The 21,307-nt window shown below is 59.2% G+C and carries 11 protein-coding genes; 10 read left to right on the top strand and 1 reads right to left on the bottom strand.

Features of this window, described 5'->3' with window-relative positions; translation table 11 throughout:
* Positions 1 to 53: 53 nt before the first annotated feature.
* Positions 54 to 3,209 (bottom strand): TonB-dependent receptor, encoded by a 3,156-nt coding sequence (locus tag PYK22_RS04175; protein WP_041974744.1) that lies wholly within the window; start codon positions 3,207 to 3,209, stop codon positions 54 to 56.
* Between the two features lie 484 nt (positions 3,210 to 3,693).
* Here PYK22_RS04175 and PYK22_RS04170 point away from each other — a divergent pair, with 484 nt between their 5' ends.
* The 10 genes from PYK22_RS04170 (at position 3,694) to PYK22_RS04125 (ending at position 21,298) form a co-directional block, all read left to right on the top strand.
* Positions 3,694 to 6,456: an alpha-amylase family protein gene (locus PYK22_RS04170; protein WP_162199787.1), complete on the top strand. Its 2,763-nt coding sequence runs from the start codon at positions 3,694 to 3,696 to the stop codon at positions 6,454 to 6,456.
* Positions 6,457 to 6,504: 48 nt separating this feature from the next.
* Entirely contained in the window at positions 6,505 to 7,599 is a 1,095-nt protein-coding gene (locus PYK22_RS04165; protein WP_211197608.1) for a glycoside hydrolase family 172 protein, read from the top strand.
* Between the two features lie 291 nt (positions 7,600 to 7,890).
* Complete coding sequence (locus PYK22_RS04160) at positions 7,891 to 8,985, top strand: LacI family DNA-binding transcriptional regulator (RefSeq protein ID WP_041974738.1); 1,095 nt, start codon at positions 7,891 to 7,893, stop codon at positions 8,983 to 8,985.
* A 381-nt stretch (positions 8,986 to 9,366) separates the two neighbouring features.
* Positions 9,367 to 13,122: a carboxypeptidase-like regulatory domain-containing protein gene (locus PYK22_RS04155; RefSeq protein ID WP_041974736.1), complete on the top strand. Its 3,756-nt coding sequence runs from the start codon at positions 9,367 to 9,369 to the stop codon at positions 13,120 to 13,122.
* Positions 13,123 to 13,125: 3 nt separating this feature from the next.
* On the top strand, positions 13,126 to 14,775 hold the full coding sequence (locus tag PYK22_RS04150; RefSeq protein ID WP_041974733.1) for a tetratricopeptide repeat protein: 1,650 nt from the start codon (positions 13,126 to 13,128) through the stop codon (positions 14,773 to 14,775).
* Between the two features lie 15 nt (positions 14,776 to 14,790).
* A complete protein-coding gene (locus tag PYK22_RS04145) occupies positions 14,791 to 16,140 on the top strand; it encodes a hypothetical protein (protein ID WP_041974732.1) in 1,350 nt (449 codons plus the stop codon).
* 51 nt (positions 16,141 to 16,191) lie between these two features.
* A complete protein-coding gene (locus PYK22_RS04140) occupies positions 16,192 to 17,871 on the top strand; it encodes an alpha-N-arabinofuranosidase (protein WP_041974731.1) in 1,680 nt (559 codons plus the stop codon).
* A gap of 100 nt (positions 17,872 to 17,971) precedes the next feature.
* Positions 17,972 to 19,051: a glycoside hydrolase family 43 protein gene (locus PYK22_RS04135; protein WP_211197607.1), complete on the top strand. Its 1,080-nt coding sequence runs from the start codon at positions 17,972 to 17,974 to the stop codon at positions 19,049 to 19,051.
* Between the two features lie 109 nt (positions 19,052 to 19,160).
* The gene (galT, locus tag PYK22_RS04130; protein WP_041974729.1) at positions 19,161 to 20,192 is read left to right on the top strand and encodes a galactose-1-phosphate uridylyltransferase; all 1,032 of its coding nucleotides are present in this window, start codon (positions 19,161 to 19,163) and stop codon (positions 20,190 to 20,192) included.
* A gap of 71 nt (positions 20,193 to 20,263) precedes the next feature.
* Positions 20,264 to 21,298, top strand: coding sequence for an inositol monophosphatase (locus tag PYK22_RS04125; RefSeq protein ID WP_041974727.1), 1,035 nt, complete (start codon positions 20,264 to 20,266; stop codon positions 21,296 to 21,298).
* Positions 21,299 to 21,307 lie beyond the last annotated feature (9 nt).

Genomic DNA, 21,307 nt, shown 5'->3' with positions numbered 1-21,307 from the left:
CCCTGCAGCTAGCTTCAGGGCTACTTGAGAGAGTCGCCTCTGTTTACAGCGGTTCAGAATGAGACCTTCACTCCGACTTCACCGGAGAAGCTGTGTGGGATGATCACTCCGGTTGGAGTGATGAACCCAACTGGTTTCATGAAGGTGCTCAGATTGCGTATGTCTCCCCCATAGTTGTTGCCGAAATTTGCCCGATTGGTCAGGTCAAAAGCCTGAAAGATCAAGGTTAGAGTGGACCTTTCCTTGAATTTGAAGTTCTTAGCTACGCGCAGGTCGAGTTGGAAGAAGGGTTGCCCGCGCAGATTGTCGAACGGCAAGATCGAGCACTGTCCGGCTCGCAGACAATCGCGATAGCTTTTAGTTGCTGTGCCGAAAGCGTTGAAAGTTGCGAACAGATCGGTCGGGCGATCGTTGAAGACGATGACGTGCGACGTGCCTCGCCCGCTGCCGACACCGAGCACATCGAGCGCGCCGTATCCCGCTGTGTAGGGGCGTGCCGATTCGAGTTGTATGATCGGGGCCAGTTGGAAACCGGCTGGCAGATTGATGACTCCGCTTGCAGCGAAGCGATGGCGCGAATCGTTCGGCGTCGGGCCGTATTCATAAGGGGCGAAGTAGTTGAAGGGATTAAAGGGGCGATTGCGAAACGCCGCCGCGTTGCCGTTATATGCGGTCGCTTTGGAGAGCGTGTAGCTGGCGTTCAAAGTGAAGTTCCGGTGAAGGCGACGTCGGTAGGCGACGTTCAATCCGTCGTAGCGGGAGCGTCCGACAGAAGCTTCTAGATCGATGCGACCCAATAGAGGCAATCCGGCTGCGGTGAAAGCGGCATCGAGCGGTCGCGCCGCCGATTCATTGATGAAGCGTAGTTGCGGGTTGATGTTGAGCGTCTTCGACTCATGCAAGCCGAGCACATGCGTGTAATCGACTTCGATCACTGAGTAGGAGTTGGGTTGCCAAGCGTAACCTATGTTCCACTGCTGCGTGTATGGGTTGCGATAATCCGGGTCCATGATGCGCCCGGTGCTGCCAGGCGTAAGGTTGGTTGGCGGCGGTGGAATGATGGGGAGCGGATCGATGCCGAAACGCCAAGCCGAAAGCCTGATCCCAGTTCCGGGAACGATGTCGGCGGTCGGGTCACCTGGGCCCGCGCTGCTGATAGCGAAAACGGTAGCGAAGATAGTCGGGTTCGATTGTTGGATCATGAAGAGCGGGATGTTAAGGAAGGTTTGGCCGAAGTAGATACCGTAACCGCCGCGGACGATGTGTCGTCCGGTCCCGAAAAGATCCCAAGCGAAGCCAACGCGCGGGCTAAAACCGTGATTGTCATCGTGCGGCAGAGCTCTAGCGGCCGGGTGGTTGATCGCTTTAAGGAAGAGGTACGTGCGGCTTTTCGCTTGCGCTTTCGTTCCGATCAGATTGAAATCTTTGTCCCAGCGAAGGCCGAGGTTGAGCGTCAACCGGCGCGTCACACGCCAGTCATCTTGGAAATAGACGCCGAACATCTTCGCCCCGCCTGGCAAGTCGAAATACGGGTTGCCGGCCGTGGCGGACATGCCGATGACGGCGCCGGGCGTCGCAAAGCCTTGTGGATATTTCGTCTTGTTGGAGAGGATCACGCTCGGTAGGTCGAGAAAATCCAGCTCGAGCGTCGGATTGAACTCAAAAAATCCTCCTAATTTCGGTTCCCACACGTAGTCGAATCCAACGCGGAAGGTGTGGTTGCCGTGGACGATTGAAAGATCGTCTTTGAACTGATACTTCGCTTGATAAGACTGCTGCGGAACGTTGGTGTTCGTGCCGAAAGATATGCCGGTGGGGAAGACGAAAGTGGGTACCTTCTGTTCCGAGTCGATCAGGTTATTCCAGTATTGATAGCCGATCGTCAGAGCATTGACTACCTGACTGGTGAAGGTCGAGTTGAGCGTAAAGCTGCCGAGCAACAGCTTGTTCTTCGTAAAGTTGCCTTGAGTGAGATCGTTCCTCTGTCCCGACTGATCGTTCAGCCCGAGGTTGGATTGTTCGCTGAAGCTGACGAACATGCTGTGCTTGGCGTTGAACGTGTGATCGATGCGCGCGTTGACGCGCCAGTCGTGATAGGGAGTCGGGATGACGGGGGCCGGTTTGGCGCCGAGGGATGTGACCAGATTCAGCTCGGCTAAAGCGTCGCTGGCGACAGGGATTGAGGTTTCCTCGGACTGTCTTTCGATGGCGAAGAAGAAGAAGGTCTTGCGTCCGAGCGTCCAGTGTGTCGGGCCACCTTCACCGAAACGCGGCAGATAAAGCGGTCCACCGATGGATCCGCCCCACTGCTTGCGGTTGAACGGCGGTTTCTGCTTGGTGCTAACTGCCGGAGGGGTCACTTCAGCCGCGTTCAACTTGCGGTCGCGCACGAAAAAGAAGGCTGAGCCGTGATACTCTTTCCCTCCCGATTTCGTCACGACATTAACCGCGGCGCCTTCGCTCCGCCCATTAGCCGCAGAAAAACGCTGCGTGCTGATGACGAACTCCTGAATGGCTTCCAGAGGGAATTGCATGACCGGTCCACCGACGGTGTTGTCTTTGTTATCGATCCCGTTGACGGTGACGTTGACGTTGCGTCCCGAAGAACCGTTGATGCCGAAGACGGCGATGCGCCTTTTGGTCGGGTCATAAGCGTCAACGGGTTTGGCTCCGGGGGCGAGATAGGCGAGATTGCCAAGATCGCGGCCGTTGAGCGGAAGATCTTGTACGTCATTAGGCGTGATATTGAGACTGACGTCAGTCTTTTGCTGATCCAACAGCGGGACATCGCTCGTGACGGTGACCGTCTCTGAGCGGGCGCTGGGCGATAAGGTCCAATCAAGGGTGTTAGTCTTGCCGACGAGCAATTCGACCCTTTCCGCTACCGCTTCCGCGAAGCCTGGGGCCGTCACTTTGACCGTGTAGATTCCTGCGGGCAGAAGTTCGATCCGATATGCTCCCTCTTCGTTCGTCGTGGTGGTACGGGTCAGTCCGGTCGCGACGTTGGTAGCGGTGACGGTTGCTCCCGGGATGACGGCCTCTTTGATATCTTTGACGGTTCCGGCGAGCGAGCTGCTTGCTGTCGCCTGCGCCATCGCCGGTGTGCTCGATGCCTGAACTATGAAAGCGATCGCGGTGAGCAACAAAACGCCGAGCAGATAGCGATGCTCTGCTAGTTGAAATTTAAGCGTGCCCGAAAGGTTCATCATGGTGTGGCCTCCTCTTCCGAAGGGCGGTTTAGTGGATCGTCTCTTAAGTCAAGAGGTTAAGCGTGCTGAAAAGAAGATCGATGTCCCTTGTTGTCGTAACCGACAAAGCGCTTCGCGGGAGATCTCATGCGCCGTGAACTAGCCTGGATTTAGAATCCAGACTGAGAACATTTCGCCTGCCATTCGGCAGGACGAGCATGTCGATCCAAAATGTTTCGAGGCCAGCTCCTCAATCGGAGGCGCAAGATATCACAGTGCTATTGTCGCGTCAATAACTTCGCCTTATTGTACAACTTTGGCTCTTCAGCCAAACTGCGGATCACTGCTTTTCCGCAATTGGCTTGGTAACGGGGAGGATATCATGCTCGTTAGATTTTTATTGGTCATCCTGGTTTTTCATTTAAGCCACGCTATCGCCTTTGCCGTGGAGAGGCGAGTTGCGATCTCCAACGGCTTGATCGGTGTGGGACTTAATGAGCGCGGCATGAGCGCCATTACGGATCTAAAGTCAGGCGTTACGTTGCGCTTGCTCGAAGATGGGAGTTTGATCTCCGTCAACGGTGAAATTTTCCGCAGCACGGAACTCGAGCTGCGAAGGATCGAAGCTACTTCCAATAGGGCCGTTTACCACTACGCCGGTTCCGCGTTCGGTCTCGATGTCATCTATGAGGTGGAGCCTGGCTGGCATTTCGTCAGCAAAAGGATCGTTCTCAAGAGAGTCCCTTCAAACCGATTTCATGTGAGCCGCATTGAACTCTTTCGGCTTGCTTTCCAAGATGAGATTTCGGAGTTGCTCGTTCCCGGGACCTACACGCCGCATTTGGGCGGAACTCCCCGTTTGCCGACGCGCGAGTACGGCGCGTTCCTTCGCTTCCCTGGGGGGCGCGGAGCTCTCTTGGTCGTGCAGAACCCGTATCTGACGGTCCATCGCCAAGGACGCACAGTTAACCTTTCTTACGAACCTGAGATGGATTGGCAGAGAAGTTACGGGGAATTCGTCTCCGATCGCGGCTGTTTCGGCATTTACTCGCTGAGCGGTCGGCATCTGCCGAGAGCGATGGTACCAGAGTGGAGACTTCCTCCGCCGGGGTCTGGCGTTGACGGGTACGATGTAGCTGAGGTCGAAGCGTTCACAGCATGCGTCCGCGCTTTTTTGATCGATCCACCGAAGCGTCCATCACGGGTGTTGGTCGGCTGGACGCTCAACGATTACCAGATCGACATCGCCACGCCGCAAGGTAGAGAGGAGTACAAGCGCGTGATCGACACAGCGGCTGATCTCGGCATCACTCACCTACTGTTTGCGCCATCTGATTCAAACCTTGCGAGGCGCGAGGATAGCGTAGACGATTGGAAGTGGGAATACGTGCTCTGGCTCGGTCTCGGGCAGAAGATACGGCGCGGCGAGTGGGATGTGCGCTCTGGTCCGATCCCGCCCGAAGTGCAGGAGATGATCGCTTACGCGCGTTCGAAAGGGATCCGGTTGCTCGCTTACGTCTATCCGTCGTTGCCGTTTGTCGGTAATCCCGAATGGATCGTCCCCGCCGGCGGGCGGAATGCGGAAGCGAAGGCGGCCACCCTCGCTTCGCGCGAGTTTCAAGATCACCTGGTCGATATGCTGGTGACGTTTGCTAAACGCACTGGCATCGGCGGTTATTCTTTCGACTACACCTTCATGACCTATCCGGGCAGCAGTTCCTATGCGCAGTGGTGGGGTTGGCGGCGCGTGATGGAGCGTTTGCGGCGGGCGCTGCCCGGGATCGTCATCGATGGTCGGCAGTCCTACCATCTCTACGGTCCGTGGTCTTGGTTGGCGGGGACATATCCGCACCCGACCGGCAATGATGAGCAACCGGAAAGTTTCACGCCTTTCCCCGATCTACATTTCGATCGCGTTTCGGCCAATCGGCAGCGGTACGTCGCCTACTGGTACCGGAACTTCATGTTCGCTCCGACGGAGGTGTTGCCCGGTTACATCACGCACCAGACGGAGCGCAGTCGTAACGTGAAGCGCACGCTTGCGGATGGACGAACGATCGAGGTCGCAGAGTTCGTCCCCGACGCATATAGGCGGCGCGATTGGGACTACCTCGGGTGGAAGTATTCACTGCTCTCCTCGATCGGGACGGCTGGCTGGAATAACGTCGTCAACATGATTCCGGGGCGCGACGCGGAGGAGTATGAGCATTTTTCCGAAGAAGATAAGAGATGGTTCCGCCGGTGGTTGGATTGGACGGAAGAAAATAAGGAAACGTTGCGCCATACGCGAAGCATCACAGGCCCACCGATGATCGGTCGAGTGGATGGGACGGCGGCCATCGACAAAGATCACGGCTTCATCTTCCTTTTCAATCCCAACTACAAACGGACGTCCATCACTCTTCGGCTCGATGAGTCGCTAGGCTTGAGCGAGCGCGGACGGTACTTGCTCCGCGAACTCGAACCGCTTGCGGGCATGTTGGTGGGTAAGCCGGGAAGTGGCGTGTGGGACTATGGCGACGCGGTCGAACTGGAGCTAGCCGGAACAAGCGCGCGCGTCCTTGAGATCGCGCCGGCGGATGAGCGAAGCCGAGAAACTTTGCTTTTCGGTGCGCCGGGCGAAGCGCGCTTCTCCCAAGGGAGGCTCGTGATCACGGGCGTTCGCGGCGAGGTGGGGAGTTCCGTCGAGCTTCTGGTACGCTTGCCGGAAGAGGGCTCGCCAGTTCGCGAAGTCATGGTCAACGGCGAGAAGATGAGATTCGCTCAACGAGGGCGTTTCGTCGCCGTTCCGGTGCGCTTTCGCGGCGCAGCGTTTTCGCGGCAGATCGAGTTAAAAGAGGTCGGCATGGATGCTTGTGGCGCGCACATGGTCGGATCCTTTACGATCCCCGGTCGCGTCTTCGAGCAGTTGGCGCGGCGCCGGGCGAGGTGGCCGATTCGGTGGACGAGAGAGGATCTTGAGACGACATGGCTCGTGCCCGAACGCTTGCTCCTGTTCGTGCAGATGGCCGAGCCGAAAGACGAGATGGTGGTGAGTCTGAAGCTCGACGGAAGACCGCTTGAGTTGAAGAGGGCCTACAGTTCGGTACGGGTTCATGGGCCTTCATTTGTTGGTTGGTACGTCGACCTATCGCAGATCGCGCCGGACCGGGAACATAGTGTGGAACTGTGGTTACCGCTCACGCTCCGTCCCGGACAGTTTCAAGGTCTTTTCTTCGACAACGTGGAGGCGGAGTATACGGACTCGGTAGAAACGATAGGCGATTAGTGCGAGCATTGGCCCATAGTTTGTCGTCGCCGTTAAAGGAGGCTGAAGATGAGGATTGGGGCTGTTTGGTTGATGGTTCTATTGGGTGCGGTCGTACCCGTTCGCGGGCAGGTTGGCCTTCTGCGCAACCTCGCTAATTTACGCGAAGGGGTCAAGAGGTTGCGCGTTTCGAGTTATGATCGAACTGGCGGCAATCACGATTTTTTAGAGAACATCGGGCCGGGCCAGCGCGTCGTTCTCGCTGATATCCGAGGATCGGGAACGATCACGCATATCTGGATGACGATTGCCTCGGATGAGAGGTACTATTTGCGCCGCATCGTATTGCGCGCTTATTGGGATGACGAAACCGACCCGAGCATCGAGGCTCCGATCGGGGATTTCTTCGGCCTCGGTTTTGGCGAGCCATATTACTGGGCCAGCGTGCCGCTCGCGGTCGCCGACCGCGCGCTCAACTGCTTCTTCCCGATGCCGTTCTCACGGCGCGCGCGCATCGAGATCGAAAATCAAGGGGCGCAACCGGTCAAGGCTTTCTACTACCAGATAGATTACGAATCATACGCGCCGGGATCGGCTGAGGCGTTGGCGACCGAGCGGCAAGGCCGTTTTCATGCGTGGTGGAATCGTCAGATCACGAAGGCGACCGATGGCCGGCCCAATCTTGATGGAGCGCAGAACTATTTGATCTTGGACGCTGCGGGGCGGGGGCAGTATGTCGGCGTCGTGTTACATATTCAAGGGTTAGCGACCGACTGGTGGGGCGAAGGCGATGACATGATCTTCATCGACGGCGACGCGAAACCGACGTTGAACGGCACCGGGCTTGAAGATTATTTTTGCGGTGCCTGGAACTTCAATCTGCTCAATCGCGAGTATAACTTCCCGTATTTTGGCTACTCGCGCAAGGGGAATGCCGATTATACGGGACGCCACTCGATGTACCGCTTTCACATAGAGGATCCGATCACTTTCGATAGATCGTTGCGCGTAACTATCGAACACGGACATGCCAACGATCGCAGTGACGATTATTCATCGGTCGCGTATTGGTATCAGACCGAGCCGCACAAACGTTTTCCGCCGCTTCCGCCAGTCGCCGAACGATTGCCAATCGATCGCTGGAACGTCGTCCCGATCAGATGATTAATCCAACGCAAGTGACGTTGGTCATCACGCTGAATGCGGCATATGAATGGCTTAGAGGGCGCCTCGTCCCACTGGCCGCAGGCGCGCGATCTTCTTCTCACCGTTCGAGATCTGGTCGGACCTTGTTCGATAGCGCGCTATCGTCGAATTCGTTATCATTTTATTAAGCTATGTCGTTTCATCGACTCGGGGGCTCTTTAGAGATCGCTTCTAGATGGAACCGTGTCATCGCAGAAGAGAGTTCATCTGTCATTGTCACGTCACTACAGTTAGTCGGGCGAGGGAGCTATGTCATCGCAGAAGAGAGTTCATCCCGACGGCGATCGCCTTGAGCATCGTAGACAAAGATCGGTTGGTGTCAAAGATATCGCTGAGGCTTCGGGCGTTTCGATTGCGACTGTGGACCGGGCGTTACACAACCGGGGGCGCATCAGTCAAGCCACGAGAGAACGCATCTTGCGCATCGCTGAGGCGCTCGGTTACCAGCCGAACTTGGCGGCCAGATACCTCAAGAAGCCCAAAGCGCTTCGCATCTCGATCCACTTGCCCGCAGAGATAGCGCTCTTCTGGGATAAGATCCGCAGCGGGATCGAGGAGGCCGCAAAGCCTTTCGACATGGCCGTTTCATTAAGTTTCAAGTCGCATCCGAAACTGGGTGAAGGGGAAACGGTCGTGCTCGAGCAAGCTTTAACGGAGGGAGTGAGAGGCATCATCATGGCGCCCGGCCATCCGGCGGAGTTGCGAGAGATGCTTCGACGGGCCAGCGAATTGAAGATACCGGTTGTATATGTCTCGACCGACGCTCCAGGAACAGAGCGGTTGACGACCGTTTCGGTCGATCATTTCACGAGCGGCGCGATCGCGGGCGAGCTATTTCATAAGGTGGTCTCTCAGGAAGGATCTGCTGCCGTTATCACCGGTGATCTACTGACGGTCGATCATGCGGACAAGTTGCGGGGCTTCAAATATGGCTTAAAGCTATCGGGCGATCGTTTGCGACTGACTGAAGTAATAGAAGCGCGGGATGACGAGGAGCTAGCCTATCAAGCGACCGTGAGTTTGGTGCGCCAAGATCCGAAACTCAAAGCGATCTACGTAAGCACGGCCAACTCGTTGGGGGTGATTCGGGCACTGGAAGATGTCGATCAGGAGGACCGCGTAGCGCTCATCACTACAGACCTATTTCCGGAGATGGTGCCGCTTATCCAATCGGGTAAGATCGTGGCGACGATTCACCAGCGACCCAAAACGCAGGGCAAGATCGCCTTCGAAGCGCTGTATAGATATTTGACCGAAGGCGTGCATCCCCCGCCGCGCATCAGGTTGACCCCGCACATCATCTTTCGCAGCAACTTGAGCCTTTTCGCCGAGGATCTGAACTGATTCGGTTATTGAGAGAACAAAAAGTCGTTGACAGGGGCGAGTCTTTGCGGTAACCTTTACGCAAACTTCCAGCCCGGAGCGTATTAAGGCGTTTGGATCGTTGCGGTAACGAATCTCAAAGCGCGATCCTTTGAGATCCGCCGCTTGGCGGAAAGAGGCCGAAAGCGAGGTCTCTTTGAAGGCCTCTGTGGGGTGAAAGCGGTCGAGGCTTTCGATGAAAAAATGCTTGACAGCTGTTCGTTTTTGGCTAAAATGAGCACGCTTATTGATCGTTTGCGCCGTTAAAAGGCTTGCAGGCTTTGAGGCGGGCGATTGCGCGCCAACGAGGCGAAGGTCCGAGGTCTCCAGTGTAGTTTCGACCCAAATTCTTTGGAGGGGAAGATGAGAACCCGCACTCTTTTAGGGCTCGCGTCGGTTCTCGCCGCCGTTCTAAGCTGTTTTTCGCTTGCGTCGGCGCAAAGCGACCGCGGGGCGATCACCGGCACGGTGACCGATCCGCAAGGTGCGGTCGTCGCCAACGCCAAAGTGACGGTGACCAATTTGGAGACGGGCGAGACGCGCGAGACGAGAACCACGGCAGAAGGGAGCTACATTTTGTCGGAATTACGCGCTGGACCATATCGCTTGTCGGTCGAAGCGCCGGGGTTCAAGACGGCGACGATCGATCGGATACAAGTCGCCGTGCAGGTGACGCGGCGTGCCGATGTCAAGTTAGAGGTGGGCCAGCTTGGCGAAACCGTCTCCGTATCGGCGGAGGCATCGTTATTGCAGACGGACAGTCCCGCGCAGCAGCTCAACGTGACGGAGCGGCAGGTGCGGGAGTTACCGTTGCTCGTGGCGGCGGAATCAGGCGGGCGGACGCCGCTCGCGTTCATCTTTCTCGATAGCAGCGTGACGCCGGGCGAGGATGCGGCGGGCAGCACGGGGACGAACGCGACGCGCTTTCGGGTCGGCGGCGGACAGGCGCTCGGAACGGACATCTTGATCGACGGGGCGGGCACGCGGCGAGCGGAGAACGGCACATATTTTTCCGAAGTCGCGCCCGGCCCGAACGCCTTTCAGGAGTTCACGATCACGACGAACAACTATTCGGCGGAGTACGGCAAATCTTCGGGCGGGATCGTGAACTTCACGATCAAGACCGGGAGCAACGATTTCCACGGCGAGGCTTATCTCTTTCATCGGAACGAAGCGCTCAACGCGAACATCGATCTGAACCGTTTGCAGGGGCTTCCCAAGCCGCGCGATCGGCAGTTCGATTACGGGTTCAGCATCGGTGGACCGGTCTACCTGCCGCGTTTCGGTGAGGGCGGAAAGGCGTACTGGAGCGGCAAGAACCGCACCTTCTTCTTCTTCAACTACGGCGGGTATCGCACCTCACAGAGCGAGAACGTCTTTGTGAGCGTCCCGACGGCGAAGATGCGGCGGGGCGATTTTTCGGAGCTTCTGACCGATCCTTACGTTCTACAGTTCTTCGGCGGGCCGGTCCAGATTTACGATCCGCGCCGTCCGCCGGGGCAGCGCGTGCCCATTCCGGGCAACCGGCTCGATCTTTACGATGGCGGCGCTTTGATCAGCCGCATCGGGCAGAACTTCGTTAATCTCTTCCCGTTGCCGAACACGACTGGGCCGCTGGGCTCGACCGTTTATCACAACTACTTGGCGAGCAGCACGGCCGAAGCTATCACTAACTACTACGTGACCAAGATCACGCACACTTTGACCGACCGGCAACAGCTCAACTTCAGCTATATCTTCCGTAAGTTGCCGAGCATCAAAGGGGGCTTCCCGCGTTTTCCGCCACCGTTCGTCGCGCAAGGCGTGTGGCAGCAGCAGTTCCGTTCCTACTACGCGCGGTTGCAGCACGATTGGACGTTAACGCCGACGTTGCTCAACCATTTCAATCTGGCGTTCAACCGGACGGACGTAGAGAACCGCAACTATTCGAGTCTGCGGAATCACCTGCAGATCGGTCCGAGTTTCCAGCGCGGGATAACGGCTGAGAGTTTGGGGATGCCGCCGGGAACGACGCAGAATCTGGGGTTGCCGCTCATCGGTTTCCCGCTTTACGGCGATCCTGTAACCAGTCCCGATCCGCGCGCTTATCAGCCCGGCGGTTCGACATACTTTGACAATCGCACGGCCGATAACACAACGGAGATCAGCGATGCCGTCAGTTACGTGCGGGGCCGTCATACGTTGAAATTCGGGGCGGACGTGCGCATCCAACAGCTCAACGTCTCGCAGAAGTTCGACATCGGAGGGAATTTGAATTTCCGGAGCAATCAGACGGCCAATACGAACGATTTCAATCAGGGATGGCCGATTGCGAGTCTGATTGTCGGCGCCCCCGAATTCTCTTTCAACAGCTTGCAGACGGTCGATCCGGGATGGCGTTTCTTCATGCCATCGGTCTTCTTCCAGGACGACATCAAGGTGACGCCGAAACTGACGCTCAACATCGGCATCCGCTACGATCTGGATTATCCGCGCACGGAGGCGCATGACCGGTATCGCGGCTTCGATCCGGACAAGCGCAATCCGGCGGCGGGCGGGCGTCTTGGTGCGATCGCCGGTGCGGCAGGTCAAGGCGGGGTTCAGTCCGACTATCGCGGATTGATCAAACCTGACCACTCAGAGATCGGGCCGCGCTTCGGCTTCGCCTACGCGATCGACAGCAAGACGGTGATTCGCGGCGGCTATGGGCTCTACTACGCGCCGATCCTCTACAACGATTTCGGCAACACGGGGCTGCTCGGTTACAACCCCGGACAGGTGAACATCAACTTCGGCCTCGATTCATGGGTGCGGGGTGATGGGACGCCCGGGATCAGGCTCGAGACGTATCCGAAGCTTCCGATCGCCGATCCGGGAGATCAGGCGGTTGGGCAACTGGACCGGAACGACATAGACTACTTCACCAAGAATTACCGGGCCGGGCGCACGGCGCAGTACAGCTTGGACCTGCAACGGCAACTGCCTTTCAAGCTGGTCCTTTCGGTCAGTTACAACGGCCATCACGGGACGCGGTTGCGGTCGGCCTTTGCGCCGGTCAATGTCATTCCGCTCAACGCATTGAAGTTAGGCTATCCGATCTTGACCAAGAGATTGACCGATTTGACGCCGCTCGAGCGGGCTTACGCGCAGAGCCTCGGTTTCAATCTGCCGACCGATCCTAACGCCGTTTATCCGGGATTTGCTAACCAATCGGGCACATTGGCTGGGACGGTCGCACAGGCGCTGCGTCCTTTCCCGCAGTACCGGGTGATCAACAACCGTATGGAGAGCGAGGGGCAGAGCTGGTACAACGCTGGGAAGGTAGATCTACAGCGACGTTTCGCGCAAGGCTTCCTCTTCGGTATCTCCTACACCTATTCGAAGTTGATTACGGATGCGGCGGAGAACCTCTTCGGCGAAACGCCGTTGAGCGGCGTCGTGCAGAACCCTTACGATCGGCGATCTCTGCGGGCGGTTTCGCCAAACAGCTTCCCGCATTCGCTCGTCTTCAACTACATCATCGAACTTCCCTTCGGGCGAGGGAAGCGGTTCTTGAACCGCGGCGGGTGGATTGATCGTCTGGTCGGCGGGTTCCAGATCGCGGGCGTGCATCGTTACCGAAGCGGTCCGGCGCTCACGCCGTTCATTGCCGGCGGGCAGCGCGATTTCCTCGACATCTTGGGCGTCGGCGGCAACTTGCGCCCGAATTTAACGGGGCAGCCGTTTTACACGAACACGCCGGCGGGGGGCATCAACTATCGTTACTTGAACCCGGCGGCCTTCTCGCGCCCGCCCGACTATCGCGCGGCGCCGCCGTTCACGCTCGACGGCGTGACGGTCAATCCGGCCTATGCGGCCTATTATGCGAATCCGCTGCGGTTCTTCGGGACTGCTGCGCCGACTTACAACAACTTGCGCGGTCAGCCTTTCTTCACCGAAGACTTCAGCATCATGAAGAAGACGCGCGTGACGGAGAAGACCTATTTCGAGATCCGCGCGGAATTCTTCAATCTCTTCAACCGCGGGCGATTCGCCTTGCCGAACATGAACCTTGACGATGTAAACTTCGGCATCTCGGGTCGCAACGGCGACATCTTCCAGCCGCGTCGCATACAGGTCGGCGCGCGGCTCGTCTTTTGACGGATGGCGAAGCGGGGGACGAGCGCGATGGTTGGACCAGCACGAGCGTTCGGTTCATTTCGCTTGAGGGGCGCGCTCATCTCCTGCATCGCCCTTTTCCTCTTCCTGCCTGATCTCAGCGCGCATCTGCAGACGGGCAACGTTGATCAGACTTCGCGGTTGATAGCGGAAGGACGAGCTGCTTTAGAGCGCGGGGAGTTCGGCGTTGCCCGTTCTTTTTTTATGAAGGTTTTGGAGGCGCGCCCGGATGACGTTACGGCGCACACTTATCTTGGCGTAATCGCCGATCGGTTAGGGGATTTGGCGGAGGCCGAGCGCCATTTTGCGCGCGCGGCGCAGCTTGCGCCGACTTCGGCGGCGGCGCGGACCAATTACGGCGTAGTTCTTTACAAGCGCGGGCGTTCACAAGAGGCGGCAGTTGAGTTCGAAGCGGCGTTGAAATTGGATGCCGAGCGTGTTGCCGCGCTCATCAATTTGGCACAGATACGTTTTACAGAAGGGACGCGAGCGAGTTTAGAGCAGGCGCGCGGGCTGTTCGAGCGCGCGTATAGACTGGCACCAGATGGGGCGATAGGGCGGGCGCTTGTCATCATCGGGTTGCGGTTAGGCGAGCGCGAGCGGGCGGCGGCGGCGTATCAGGAGTACGCGGCCCGCTTTGCGTCTGATAACGCTGAGGAGTCGGCATCGCTCGGCAAGGCTCTGCTCGAAGCGGAGCTGTTCGCCGAGGCGGCGAACGAGTTGGAGCGCGCCGTGCGTCTTGAGCCGAAGAACGTCGAAGCCATCTTGTGGCTAGCGCAAGCCTATCTCGGGCTCAACGACGTGCAGAAAGCTGGGCGCACTTTGGAAACAGCGGTTGCGCGCGGGTTCGATCAAGCGCCGATCTACGCCCTGTTGGCCGAAGTGTACGAGCGAAGCGGTCATCCGGAGAACGCGATACCGGCGATGCGGCTGGCGATCGCGCGCGCGCCGCAGGTAGAAGCCTACTGGTTCCGCTACGCGATGTTGCTGACGGACACGCAGGCTCCGGGCGCGGCATTGATTCGATTGAACGAGGCTTTGCAGAGATTCCCGCGGTCGGCGCGTCTGTGGTTCGCGTTTGGGATGGCCAACTTCAAGTTGAACAAGAACGCGGAAGCGGCGCAGGCTTTCGAGCGCGCGCTCGAGTGCGAGCCGGGTTTCGTTCCGGCGCTCGCTTATCTGGCGTTGACGCGCGTCGAGGTGGGCCAGTATGCCGAAGCGGTCAAACTCTTCGAAAAGACCTTGGCTTTGAACGATCATTTGGCGATCGTCCACTACTTGCTTGCCGATACGCTGCTCAAGCAGAACGCCGAGCCGCGGCGCGTCGAGGAGCATCTAAAGCGCGCGATCGAACTGGACCGGTCTTTTGCGCCGGCGAGATTGGCTTTAGGGAAGCTCTACATGCGCGAGGAGCGTTGGGCGGAAGCGGCAGAGGCGTTGGAGCGCGCGGTGGAGATCGAGCCAGATCGCGCCGAAGCCTATTATCAGTTGGGGCGCGCCTATGCGCGTTTGAAGAGGACCGAGGAGGCGCGAGCGGTCCTGCAGAAGTTCAAGCTCTTGAGCGAGCGGCAGAAGGAGCAGGAGCAGCGCGAGCGGCGCGAAATCGTGCAGCGTTTGGCGAACGTGCGTTTCTGAAGGGGTGAGAGTCGGATGTCATCTCCGCGTGTAAAGTCAAAGAAGCTTTTCTTCCCTTTGCTTTCAGGTTGCGCTGATCGCCAGTTGAGTTCGATCTTCGCTTTGCTTTTCTCGCTTGTCCTCGCCTTCGCTTCTATCGCGAGGGCGCAGCAGGCGGGCAACGCTCCGGGGCCAGCTTTAGCGGAGTGGCGCGATGATTTCAGCGGGGCGGCGCTCGACGCGAAGAAGTGGGAGCCGTTCGTCATCGAGGGGCGCGGCGAAGGTCGCTCGGAGTTGAGGGACGGCATCTTGCGTCAGCGTTATGCGGAAGGCGCTCGCGCCGGGGTGCGCAGCGTGCCCGTTTTTTCGGGCAGCAGGTTCATCGTCGAGGCGAAGGTTGCCGGCGTTGGCGCGAGCGCGCCGCAATCTTGGGCCAACGCCATTCTCGCGTTGCTCTTCGATGGGGCGGGGCGCGAGCGGATCGAATGGATCGTGCGCAGCGATGGGGCGCTCGAAGCTTGGGAAGCGAAAGGAGGAAAACTCGAACGGATCGACGATGGCCAGTTGAAAGTGAGCGATCCGCATCCGAAGCTGAGCATCGGGCGGCGTGGCGATGATCTCTTCTTTCTGGTGAACGATCAAGTCAAACTGCAGCGGAGCATCAAGGGGCTGCCCAACGAATTCCGCGTGATGCTTTATGGTTTTGGCGCATCGGAGAACGATTGGGATGAGGTGCGCGTGATCACGCAGGGGTCATCCGCCCAAGCGGTTGCGCCGGTCCAATCGGGCGCGGCTAGCGCGGCGGAGGTTGAGGTATGGACCGATGAATTCGCCGGCGATCATCTCGATGAGGCGAAGTGGGAGGTCTATACGTTCGAGGGCGCAAGTGGCGGGAAGGTTGAGATCAAGAACGGCCAGTTGCGCATGCGCGGGGCGGGCGGGTCGCGCTCGGGCGTGCGGAGTCGGATGATGTGGAGCGCCGACAGTTTCTTGGTCGAAGCGACGCTTGCGCGCGTTGGTCCTCGGATGCCCAATCCGGGCGAAGACAGTTTCCCTGTGGGGTACGCCATCTTGGCGGTTCTTTTCGACGGGCGCGCGGATAATCGCATCGAGTGGATTCTGCGCAGCGATGGCATCTTCGAGGCTTGGGATATCACGAACGGGAAGTTCGAGCGGCTCGATAACAACAACCTTGCGACGCGCGTAAAGAATCCGCGTTTGGGGATCATGCGCGTGGGGGATGAGATCAGTTTCTTGCTCAACGGGCAAGTCGGTTTGAAGCGACCCATTCGTTCACTGCCGCGAAATTTTCGCGTGATGCTATATGGCTTTGGCTCTTCGGAGAACGATTGGGAGGCGATCAGCGTGCGGGTGCCGAAGCGTTGAAAGCTTTGAGAGCTTTACGAAATATTTTTCGGAGGTCTGCGGAGCCATCCTATGGAACATGTGACGAGACGATCCTTTCTAAAGGGCGTTGGAGCATGCGGTGCGATCTACTTAGTTGATCCGATGCGCGTGCTGGCCCAATCGACACGCGCCACAGATGCGCGCATCGAGGTGCTCATCGATGAAGCGATCGCGACGATCAACCCGGACATCTACGGCCATTTCACGGAGCATCTAGGCGGCGTCATCTATGGCGGCATTTGGGTTGGGGAGCGATCCAGCGTGCCGAACATCGATGGGATTCGCGCGGCGCTCGTCGAAGCGCTAAAGCGCATCAAACCACCGGTCATCCGTTACCCTGGCGGTTGTTTCGCCGATAGCTACGATTGGCGCGATGGCGTGGGAGCGCGCGAACGGCGCCCGCGCCGGACCAACTTTTGGGTGGATGATCCGGACATGCGCGCGCCCGCCGATGCGCCGCAACGATTCGAGCCGAACCAGTTCGGCACGAACGAATTCATGCGCTTCTGCCGGTTGGTTGGCGCCGAGCCTTATTTGGCGGTCAACGTGCGCGGGCTCGGGGCGCAGGCCTTTTACGAGTGGGTCGAATATTGCAACGCGCCCGCCGGGACGACGACTTTGGCCGAGCTTCGCGCGAGCGGCCCCGTGCCCAGTCGCGAGCCGTTCCGCGTGCGCTTCTGGGGGATCGGGAACGAGTCGTGGGGATGCGGCGGGAACCTGACGCCCGAGGAGTATGCGATGGAGTTTCGCCGTTTCACCGCCGCCGTGCCGAGCTACGGCGTCGATCTCAAATTCATCGCTTCAGGGGCGAACAGCGACGATCTCAACTGGACGCGCGGTTTCTTCGCGCGGACGCGCGAGAAGGGCGAATGGATGTTCGACCGCATCTACGGTTGGGGGTTGCACCATTACTCGTGGAACGTTTCGGGCGGGCGGACCACGGATTGGCGCGCGGGCAAAGGCGATGCCATCAAATTCGACGAAGAGCAGTACTATGAGCTGTTGCGCGAAGCCGATCGGATCGAATCGCTCATCGATCGTCACTGGGCGGTGATGGGCGAATATGATCGCCGGCATCGCGTCAAATTGGTGGTCGATGAATGGGGGACGTGGTATCGCAGCGGGACGGAGATAGATCCGACTCACTTGCTGGGCCAGCAATCGACGATGCGCGACGCGCTCGTCGCGGCGCTGACGCTCGACACCTTCAATCGCCACGCGGACAAGGTGGTGATGGCCAACATCGCGCAACTCGTCAACTGTCTCCAGTCGCTCTTTCTCACGCGCGAGGATCGTTTCCTGTTGACGCCGACCTATCACGTTTTCGAGATGTTCATGCCGCACATGGGGGCGCAAGCGGTGCGGACCGTTTTCGCCGCGCCATCGCTCACTTACAGGCGCAACGGGCAGCCGGCCCGCTTCTGGGGGTTATCGGGTTCGGCTTCGCTTCGCGATAAACTCCTGACGTTGACGGTCGTCAATCCGCATCTCGCTGAATCGCGCGCGACCGAGATCGCCGTGCGCGGGGCGCGCATCGCGCGAGCGCAAGCGCGCGTGCTTGTCGCAGACGATGTGCACGCGCACAACACGTTCGAGAATCCGCGCGCGGTTGAGCCGCGCGATGAGGCGGTGGAGGTCGGCGCGAACGGGGTCTTGGTCTACGATTTTCGTCCGGCTTCGGTGACGCGGTTGCAGTTGTCTTTAACTTAAACGGGGCGCAGCGCCGCGAGTGTGAGTGAGGCTGTGTGGCGAGGGGGCGAGTCGCGCGGGCGCATCCTCAGCCGTATGTGCGGGATCGAAAGTTTCTTGCATGCTTACGAGGCGAAGGTTTTCCGGGTTATTGGCGCAAGGTTTGGCGGGGGTCGCTTTGTCGCAAGCGGACATGCGGCTTGCGTCGCCACGCCGGACTTTTCAGAACCCTCTTCTCCCTTCCGGTCCGGACCCATGGATCACGTACCATGAGGGCTTCTACTACTACACGCACACGCTCGGCGACCGGATAGACCTGTGGAAGACGCGCAATCCTGTGGATCTCGCACATGCCGAGCGGCGGACGATCTGGCGACCGCCCGCGACCGGACCATATTCGAAGCAGATCTGGGCGCCGGAGATCCACCGTTTGTGCGGCAAGTGGTACGTCTATTTCGCGGCTGACGATGGACGGAACGAGAACCATCGCCTGTGGGTTCTGGAAAGCGGCGCCTCAGATCCGCTCGATGGGACGTGGGAGCTGAAGGGCAAAGTCGCCGATCCGGATGATCGTTGGGCGATAGATGGGACGGTCTTCGAGCATCGCGGGCAGCTTTATCTCGTCTGGTCCGGTTGGGAAGGCGCGGTGAACGGGCAGCAGAATCTTTACATCGCGCGTTTGAAGGATCCGTGGACGGTCGATGGGCGGCGCGTGAAGATCTCGGAGCCGATCTATGATTGGGAGCGAGTGGGCGAAGTCGAAAATTGGCGCGAACGCGGCGAACCGCCGCGCATCTTCGTCAACGAGGGGCCGGAAGCGTTACGGCGCGGCGAAAGGATTTTCATCATCTATTCGGCGAGCGCTTGCTGGACCGATCAGTACTGTTTGGGGATGCTCATGACCTCGACGGAGGCGAACTTGCTCGATCCGCGTTCATGGAAGAAGCACCCGGCGCCGGTCTTTCGCCAGTCGCCGAAAAACGGCGTCTACGCGCCGGGCCACAACTCCTTCTTCAAATCGCCCGACGGACGCGAGGATTGGATCTTGTATCATGCGAACTCGGCGCCGAGGCAAGGTTGCAGCAACAGGCGTGCGCCGCGCGCGCAGCCTTTCGGTTGGAGCCGCGAAGGGTTACCGGAGTTCGGCGAGCCGTTGCCGACGCAGGTCCGATTGCCCGTGCCTTCCGGCGTCGAGGGGTGACGAGTTTGGCGCCTTTGAAATTATGGGATCGCGCTCGTTGGAGATGATCGCTTTCGCGTCGAGGGATGACGAGCTTGGTCCCGTTGAAAGCTGAGATCAGGTAGAGAGTATGGTTTGGGAGGAGCGTTGGCATCCGTTACGCGAGGAGTGGGTGATCGTCGCCGCGCACCGCCAGAGCCGTCCGTGGCAAGGCGAGACGGTAGCCGAGCAAGCGGTTGAATTGCCCGCGTACGTTGCGGATTGTTATCTTTGTCCGGGCAACGTGCGCGCCAGCGGCGTGCGCAACCCGCACTACGTCGACACCTTTGTGTTTGAGAACGACTTTCCGTGCGTCGCTGTGGACGCTCCCGCAGTGGAGCCTCCGCCGGTCGGTTTCTATCGGAATCGGGCGGCGCGCGGCATTGCGCGGGTGGTCTGCTACAGTCCGAAGCACAACGTTGGGCTGGCCGAGCTTGATCAGCGTGCGGTGGAGCGTTTGCTTGTCGTCTGGCAGGAGCAGTATCGCGAGCTTGGCGCGCTCGCTGGCGTTGAGCATGTGTTGATCTTCGAGAACAAGGGCGAGGTGGTGGGCGTGTCGAATCCGCATCCGCACGGGCAGATCTATGCGACCAACTTTGTCTTCAAGACGATCGAGCAGGAGGTGCGGGCGAGCGAGCGGTACTGGCGCGAGCGTGGGCGTGGGCTGTTCGAGGAGGTGATTCGCGCCGAGCAGGAGGATGGGCGGCGCATCATCTACGAGAACGAGGGGGCGATCGTCTTCATCCCCTACTTTGCGCGCTATGCCTATGAGACCTATGTTGCGCCGAAGCGGCGGTGCGCGTCCGTCAGCGATTTGCGCGATGGCGAGGTGGGGGATTTCGCCGCCGCGCTGCGCGAGATCCTAGTGCGGTACGATAATCTGTGGCGGATGCCCTTTCCGTACGTTTTGGTGTTGCATCAGGCGCCGACCGACGGGGGCGACTATCGCGCTTTTCACTTTCACATCGAGATCCATCCGCCGCTCCGACAACCGCACTTGCTCAAGTACTTGGCCGGGCCGGAGATCGGCGGAGGCAATTTTTTGAGCGACACGGCGCCGGAGGAGAAGGCGGCGGAGCTGCGCGCACTATCGAACGTCCATTACAAGAGGGCGAGGTCGTGAAAGGTTCGAGCGCTGGGACTCTGATCGATGGCGCCGAGATAGATCGAGAGGGAGAATGACGAACCCGTAGCATGATTGACGAAGCGAAGAAGCTGCTTGAACCGATCAGAAGATTGCACGAGCGCGTGCGCGATCAGACGCTCGCTGCGTGTGAGCGGGCTGCTGTGGAGGATTTGTCGCAGGTTGAAACGGACGAGATGGCGGGCGACACGATCTACGCGATCGACCGCGTCAGCGAAGCGGAGCTCATCGCGGGTTTTGCGGAGATCGCGCGGGCTGCGCCGCTGATTTTGATCGCCGAGGGGATCGAAGGCGGAAGGGTCGTGTTGCCGCGCGGGGCGACCGAGGCGGAGGCGAAGTGGCGCGTCATCGTCGATCCCGTTGATGGGACGCGCTCTTTGATGTATCAGAAGCGGAGCGCGTGGGTGCTCACGGGCGTTGCGCCGAATCTGGGAGATGAGACCTGCTTACGCGACATCGTGCTCGCCGTGCAGACGGAGATCCCGACGCTCAAGCAGCATCTATGCGATGTGTTATGGGCTGTGCGCGGCGAGGGGATGCGCGCCGAGCGTTTGAACCGTCTGACGGGAGAGCGCGTGCCTTTGCGCCTTGGTCCGTCGCGGGCGACGACGATTCGGCACGGTTACGCCTACATCGCGCGCTTCTTTCCGGGCGCGCGCGACGAGCTGGCGGCGATCGATGAAGAGGTCGTGCAAGGGGCGCTCGGGCCGGTCCAGTGGGGCAAGGCGCACTGTTTTGAGGATCAATATCCTTCGACCGGCGGGCAGCTTTACGAGTTGATCGCAGGACACGATCGTTTCATCGCGGACTTGCGCCCGTTGATGGAGCGCGAGCTCAGCCGGCGCGGTCTCGCCTTAGGGATCTGTTGCCATCCGTATGATCTGTGCACGGAGTTGATCGCGCGCGAGGCGGGCGTGATCGTCGTTGGACCTGATGGTCGTTCGCTCGATGCGCCGCTCGCGGTCGAAGCGGATGTCGCTTGGGTCGGATATGCGAATGCGGGGATCAGGGCTGAGATCGAGCCATTGCTTCAACGGGCGCTTGTGCGGCGCGGGTTGTTGGATGGGGCGACTGCAAACGCCTGAGTTGGATCG

This window comes from Pyrinomonas methylaliphatogenes (genome assembly GCF_000820845.2).
GTDB classification, from domain to species: domain Bacteria; phylum Acidobacteriota; class Blastocatellia; order Pyrinomonadales; family Pyrinomonadaceae; genus Pyrinomonas; species Pyrinomonas methylaliphatogenes.
The sequence above is the reverse complement of the archived record's forward strand: the minus strand, read 5'-3'. Positions and strand labels throughout refer to the sequence as shown.